Origin of the sequence: uncultured Chryseobacterium sp. (genome assembly GCF_913776365.1) — a bacterium.
Classification (GTDB): domain Bacteria; phylum Bacteroidota; class Bacteroidia; order Flavobacteriales; family Weeksellaceae; genus Chryseobacterium.
Map to the genome: position 1 here is coordinate 1 of NZ_CAJYMO010000204.1, position 6,293 is coordinate 6,293.

A 6,293-nucleotide genomic window follows, 5' to 3' on the forward strand; every position below is an offset into this window, starting at 1 on the left:
GGCAGACCTCAACGGCGATACTTTTTTCCCGCAGATCGATGAGAAAGTGTGGAAAAAAATAAGCGAGACCTGTTTTGAAAAAGATGAAAAGCATGCCTATGATTTCTGTTTCCGGACGTATGAGAGAATACAAAATTCAGAGGAGTAAGGCTGAAATCAGAACGTTAAATTTATTATCTTTGCACTTCTAAAATTTACGAATGAATAAATACATAAAAATTGCCGTTGCTGCTGTCCTGATCCTGCTGGGGCTTTATATGATGATCTTTACGAGAAGCCTCGGATGGGGAATCGTGGTGTTCCTGCTGGCAGCATTCCCGATCCTGCTGTTCTTCAAAAACGAATACATCCTGCTGGCCTTCTGGCAGCTGAGAAAGCAGAATATGGAAAAAGCCGGCGTATGGCTGCAGAACATCAGGGATTACCGCGCCCAGCTCCATAAGTCACAATACGGGTATTACCATTACCTCACCGGGCTTACCCAGGCACAGGAGCACCCTTCCAAAGTAGAGCCGTTCATGAAAAAAGCATTGGAATACGGACTGAATATGAAACACGACCGGGCGATGGCTACCCTGAACCTGGCTGCCGCAGCCATTTCCAAAGGAAGAAGACAGGAAGGCCAGAAACTGCTGGAAGAAGCCAAGAGACTGGACAGCGCCGGAATGATGACCGACCAGATCAAGATGATGAAGGACCAGATGAAAATGCCGACCATGCAGAAGCATATGCACAACCCCAATATGAGAAACAGGGGGAAATTCTAAAAAAGACAATCCGTTATACATAAAAAGCATCTGATTTTCCAGGTGCTTTTTGTTTGTCCGGACATCAGCATAACAGGTTGTAATCGCAGGATTCCCCTTATGACACCGGATTGATATAAGGAGCTTATTCCCGCTATCCGCTGTATCTTTTTCTTTTCCTGGCTTTATCCCTTGCAAAGAAAAAGGATGCCGCTGCTATCGGGGCTATCAAACCTCATAGGTTTCCAAAACCTATGAGGTTTAAAAAGGTAAAATCAAATCATCTGTCTTTCAGGTTTTCTGGCGGGTGAAATCCAATGGCGGAGCCCGTTCGGTGCACGCTACATCTCAGAATTATTCTCGTACCCGTAAAATTTCGGGATCTGCCAGTGGTATTTTACAGCGAGGGTCCTGATGCTTACGATCAGCAGGATGGTGAAAATCTGTACGATGGTATACGTCAGACCGGTAAATTTCGTCAGCAGGAGAAAAGCGGAGCCTCCTACGATACATGCCGTAGCATAGATTTCCTTCCGGAAAATCAGCGGGATCCGGTTCAGCAGGATGTCGCGGATGATTCCCCCGAAGCAGCCCGTAATGGTTCCCAGGCCGATACAGATCAGCGGGTGGATGCCTGCATGCAGTCCTTTCTGGACGCCGATAATCGTGAACAGTCCCAACCCGAAGCTGTCGAAAATAAAAAGGGTGACCCGGAAGTTTTTTTCAAAGGACTTGAAAATCATCGTAAAGATGCTGGTGAGGATAATCAGGCTGCAGGTCAGCAGGTCATACATCCAGAATACCGGGATATCCAGGAGCAGGTCCCGTACCGTTCCTCCGCCGACAGAGGTAACAAAGGCAATGATCAGTACCCCGAACGGATCCAGCCGTTTCTGCATCGCCGCAAAGCTTCCCGACATCGAAAACGATATCGTCCCAAGGACTTCTATGGCAAAGTTGAACTGTTCGTGCATTTTTAATGAATGATTAGTAATGGGTAATGGGTAATGGGTAATGGGTAATGGGTAATGGGTAATGGGTAATAGGTAATAAATAGGTAATAGGTAATGGGTAATAAGGCTGGTCTTTATATATTTTGAGATAATTTAAATTTATATGAAGTCATCACCTTTACCAATTCATCACATTCCTTCTTTAAGCGGATGATTTTTCATAATTTAAATACTCAAGTTCTTCAGTAAGTTCAAGCCAGAATTGGGTTTCATCAATCTCTTCAACAACAATACATATTTTGGCAAACTTTTCTTTTTCAGACCTTGCCCTGCAAGCCGCTCTGTAATTGGCAGCAACAGAAGTCGAAGATCTGATGATTTGCTTTCTGATTACTGAAAGGTCATCCGAATAAGGTAGGGGAGACAAAGATCTGATTATGGCAATAGAAAACTGCTTGGTCCTGTCTCTGAATAATTGATTAAAATCCATACATTAAAATTACTCATTACCCATTACTCATTACTGATTACTCATTTCTCTACCCTCACCGAGTCCGGTACCAGCAGTTCATATTCGCCGCCATGGTTCAGGATTTCCCGTACAATGCTGCTGCTGATAAACGATTTCCCCGAAGAGGTAAGGAGAAAGACGGTCTCCAGTTTTTTATGGGCCAGTGTCCGGTTGGTATGGGCAATGGCTTTTTCAAACTCGAAATCGGCAGGGTTTCTCAGCCCGCGTATAATGTACTGGGCATCTTTTTCAAAGCAGTAGTCGACAGTCAGGCCCTCAAAATAGTCCACTTCCACGTTGGGGAATTCCGCGACGGAGTTCTGGATGAATTCCATTCTCTTCTCCAGCGGGAACATGTATTTCTTCTGGGAATTCTGCCCGATGGCGATGATCAGCTTATCGAAAAGCGGGGCGGCCCTCTCGATAATATCGTAATGGCCTAAGGTAATAGGATCGAAGGAACCCGGGAAAACAGCAATTTTCATGCGTATACAAGTTATAAGTTATGAATGATGAATGATGAGGTAAAAACACATAGTTATAAACTTCTGCCTTCCAGCCTCAGCCTTCCATCCTTTTAATTTTTATGTAAGGCTTTCTCAACCTCGTTTCCGCAGAGGTCGGTAATGGAAATCCCGTAAATCGTTGCCTGCTGCGGAAGGATGCTGGCAGGGGAAAAACCGGGATTGGTATTCATTTCCAGCATATACGGAATCCCGTCCATTAAAATAAATTCACTCCTTGAAAAACCGCTCATGCCCAATGAATTGTAGGCTCTCCTGGCAATTTCTTCCACCCGGATGCGGGTTTCTTCGTCAATCCTTGCGGGGGTGATCTCTTCGGATGCCCCTTCGTATTTGGCTTCGTAATCGAAAAACTCATTCTGCGGAACAATCTCTGTAATGCCCAGGACAAGGGTTTCGCCTTTATAGTCCAGTACGCCTACGGAAACCTCCATGCCATCCAGGAAGCTTTCGATCAGGATTTCATCATCTTCTGCGAAGGCAAGCGCAGCAGCAGCCATCAGTGCGGATTTTTCCTTCACCTTCGAAATTCCCAGAGAAGAACCGGACTGGTTCGGTTTCACAAAAACCGGAAGCCCGAGCTGTTCAATAATGCCATCGGTATCAATGTTCTCGCCTTTTCTGAGGTAGATGCTTTTTGCGGAAGGAATGCCGTATTTCGAGAGGACGGCCAGGGTGTCCTTTTTGTTGAAGGTAAGGGCACTCTGGTAAAAACCGCATCCGGTATATCGCTGGCCTATGGTATCCCAGTAGGCCTGGAGCAGGCCGTTTTCACCCGGCGTCCCGTGGATGGTATTGAAACAGACATCGAACCTCAGGGGTGCCCCGTTGTCCCGCGGTACGGAAAAGTCACCTTTGCTGACAGGATGCTTCTGATTGTTTTCATCCAGCAAATACCATTCGTCTTTCAGGATTACCACCTTATGTACTTCGTACAGGTTTCTGTCCAGGGAATCATAAATCAACTGCCCGCTTTTTAATGATACAACATATTCGTCTGAATAGCCTCCCATTACTACGGCAATACTTTTTTTGCTCATAACCATATAGTATCAAGTAGGGCAAATGTACTGATTTTCTCTCATGGATAAACGCCTCCCCGGAAATTTTACGGACGAAAATGAAATCTGTTAAATAAAAAGCGCATTCTAAAATTATTAGCTATCTTTGCGGTCTAATTATAGTAATTTTAAGTATGCTTAAATCACTTTTCAATTGGAAAGTTTTACTGAACTTAGCAGTCGCCATCGGCGTTTTCGTGGGTTTGGTCTGGCTGACGTTCCGTTGGCTGGAATACCACACCAATCATGGTCAGGAAATCCCCGTTCCCAATATCGTTAATAAATCCGTATATGAAGCCATCCGTATCTTAGATGATTCCGGGCTGGAATATGAAGTGGACAGCCCTCAGTACAATCCCAAGTACAGGCCGTTCCAGGTACTGCAGGTATACCCTGCACCGGGGTCTCGCGTAAAAGACGGCAGGGCCATCCTGCTGAAAGTAAACCCGCGAACCTGGGCTAAGGTAGAGGTTCCGGATGTCATCAATAAATATTCAGGGCTGGCCTTCCAGCGGCTGGAACAGGTGGGGCTGAAAGTGGGAGATACGATTTACGAGCCGAGCATCCAGAAAGATGCCGTGCTGAGAATCCTCTATAAAGGAAATCCTGTACAGCCGAAAACAAAGGTCCCGAGATTCTCGATAGTGGACGTGGTCATCGGATCCGGCCCGCTGAGAAATATCTCTATTCCTAATGTGGTAGGATTAACCGTAAAAGAGGCGAGAACCGTAATTGCACGCAGCATGTTCGAAGTGGGCGTAGTGGACCACGAGGACGGAAGCAAAGACGAATCCGATATTATTTATTACCAGGATCCGGCAGCCGGAGACGTAAGGGACCAGGGTATGCAGATCGATCTCTGGGCCAGTAAAAAGACGCCGGCTGAACTGAGAAACAAGATCGAGGAACTGAACTCCGTGTACCGGATGAAAGTGGATACCGGATTGCCGCCGGTACAGTACCAGGAAATCCCTGCCCGTCAGGAACCTGCCTATGAAACACCGCCGCCGGTTCAGGCGCCGCGAAGGGAAAATACAGCCCCTTCGGAACCCGCCCGGACAACGGAACCGCCGAGGACTTCTTCTTCTTCTTCTTCTTCTTCGAGACCTGCCGTTTCAGGAGGTGAAGCCACCCGGAACAGAACCCCTGCATCCGGTACGGCGGGAACTTCAGGCAGCAGCCCGTCTTCCGGTACGGCAAAGACTGCAGCACCGGCACCGCAGAAACCTGCAGAAAAGGCGAAAGCCAGAAAAGTAGTGGTGGAATAAAACAAGCAATACAAACCATAAAAATTACAGGCTTCGACTTCTCATTGTTGAAGCCTTTTGCATAAAAGACCAAATGGATCATGACAGAAGATAATGAAGATTTTTTAGAAGAGGAATTATCTGCTTTCGGCAGCCCGGATTCCCTTGATCTGGATGAGGAAAACAAAGGGTTGTATGAGCACCTCAATATCAGGGTGGACAAAAATCAGGAACCTCTGAGGATCGACAAGTTCCTGCAGATCTTCCGCCAGAATTCCTCGAGAAACAAGATTTCACAGACCTGCAGGGCAGGGAATGTAGTGGTCAACGGAAATGTGGTAAAACAGAACTACCGCGTAAAACCGGGAGACCAGATCTCCGTTCTGCTGGCCCACCCTCCAAGGGAAAATGTAATTATCCCGCAGGATATTCCCATTACCATCGTATACGAAGACGACGATCTTATCGTTGTAGATAAAGAGCCGGGCATGGTAGTTCATCCCGGATTCGGAAACTGGGACGGTACGCTGGTCAATGCTCTGGCCTACCATTTTGAACAGAACGGGGCCAAATCTGACCTGGACAGGGTAGGACTGGTCCACAGGATCGATAAGGATACTTCCGGGCTGCTGGTGATTGCCAAAACCGAATTTGCCCTGAGCTTCCTGGCCAAACAATTCTTTGACCGGAAAACAAAGAGGCTGTACTGGGCTTTTGTCTGGGGCAACGTACAGGACGATGAAGGCACCATACGCGGCCATATCGGGCGTCACCCTAAAAACAGGATGCAGATGCATACCTATGAGGACGGCAGCCAGGGAAAGCATGCCGTAACGCATTACAAAGTGCTGGAACGGTTCAGGTATATGACCTGGGTGGAGTGCAAACTGGAAACTGGAAGGACCCATCAGATCCGGGCCCACTTCAAACACATCGGCCACACCCTGTTCAATGATGAAAGGTATGAAGGGCACACGCCTCTCCGGGGAGTGAATCTTCCTAAGTATAAGCAGTTTATCAAAAACGTATTTGAAATTCTGCCCAGACATGCCCTGCATGCGCATACTTTAGGATTTATACATCCCACTACCAGGAAAGAATTATATTTTGAAAGCCCAATGCCAAAAGATATGGCGGATGCTGTAAAAAAATGGAGAAATTATTTAGAAAACTAAAAATATATTGAGAATTTTTTTATATTTGTTGAATTGAAATCAAGATTTGTTATGAGAAAACTATATGCTATCGTAT

At 46.4% G+C, this 6,293-nt stretch carries 8 protein-coding genes; 4 read left to right on the forward strand and 4 right to left on the reverse strand.

All coding sequences use genetic code 11. The annotated features are described in order from the left end of the window. Together QZ735_RS10280 and QZ735_RS10285 are read left to right on the forward strand one after the other, a co-directional pair. The coding region (locus tag QZ735_RS10280) for a dihydrofolate reductase (protein WP_294247836.1) at positions 1-148 on the forward strand (148 nt) is incomplete at its 5' end. Between the two features lie 52 nt (positions 149-200). Further along, the gene (locus tag QZ735_RS10285; RefSeq protein ID WP_294247819.1) at positions 201-767 is read left to right on the forward strand and encodes a DUF2892 domain-containing protein; all 567 of its coding nucleotides are present in this window, start codon (positions 201-203) and stop codon (positions 765-767) included. A 320-nt stretch (positions 768-1,087) separates the two neighbouring features. Here QZ735_RS10285 and QZ735_RS10290 read toward each other — a convergent pair whose 3' ends face one another. The 4 genes from QZ735_RS10290 to QZ735_RS10305 form a co-directional block, all read right to left on the reverse strand. Further along, complete coding sequence (locus tag QZ735_RS10290; RefSeq protein ID WP_294247822.1) at positions 1,088-1,720, reverse strand: trimeric intracellular cation channel family protein; 633 nt, start codon at positions 1,718-1,720, stop codon at positions 1,088-1,090. 181 nt (positions 1,721-1,901) lie between these two features. Continuing rightward, a complete protein-coding gene (locus QZ735_RS10295; protein ID WP_294247825.1) occupies positions 1,902-2,189 on the reverse strand; it encodes a four helix bundle protein in 288 nt (95 codons plus the stop codon). Positions 2,190-2,230: 41 nt separating this feature from the next. After that, positions 2,231-2,695, reverse strand: coding sequence for a pantetheine-phosphate adenylyltransferase (coaD, locus tag QZ735_RS10300; protein ID WP_294214241.1), 465 nt, complete (start codon positions 2,693-2,695; stop codon positions 2,231-2,233). Between the two features lie 92 nt (positions 2,696-2,787). Continuing rightward, complete coding sequence (locus tag QZ735_RS10305; protein WP_294247828.1) at positions 2,788-3,774, reverse strand: D-alanine--D-alanine ligase; 987 nt, start codon at positions 3,772-3,774, stop codon at positions 2,788-2,790. A gap of 155 nt (positions 3,775-3,929) precedes the next feature. Between QZ735_RS10305 and QZ735_RS10310 the strand changes: the two genes are divergently transcribed. Together QZ735_RS10310 and QZ735_RS10315 are read left to right on the forward strand one after the other, a co-directional pair. Further along, the gene (locus tag QZ735_RS10310; RefSeq protein WP_294247831.1) at positions 3,930-5,063 is read left to right on the forward strand and encodes a PASTA domain-containing protein; all 1,134 of its coding nucleotides are present in this window, start codon (positions 3,930-3,932) and stop codon (positions 5,061-5,063) included. A gap of 80 nt (positions 5,064-5,143) precedes the next feature. Next, positions 5,144-6,217, forward strand: coding sequence for an RluA family pseudouridine synthase (locus tag QZ735_RS10315; RefSeq protein ID WP_294247833.1), 1,074 nt, complete (start codon positions 5,144-5,146; stop codon positions 6,215-6,217). Positions 6,218-6,293: the final 76 nt, after the last annotated feature.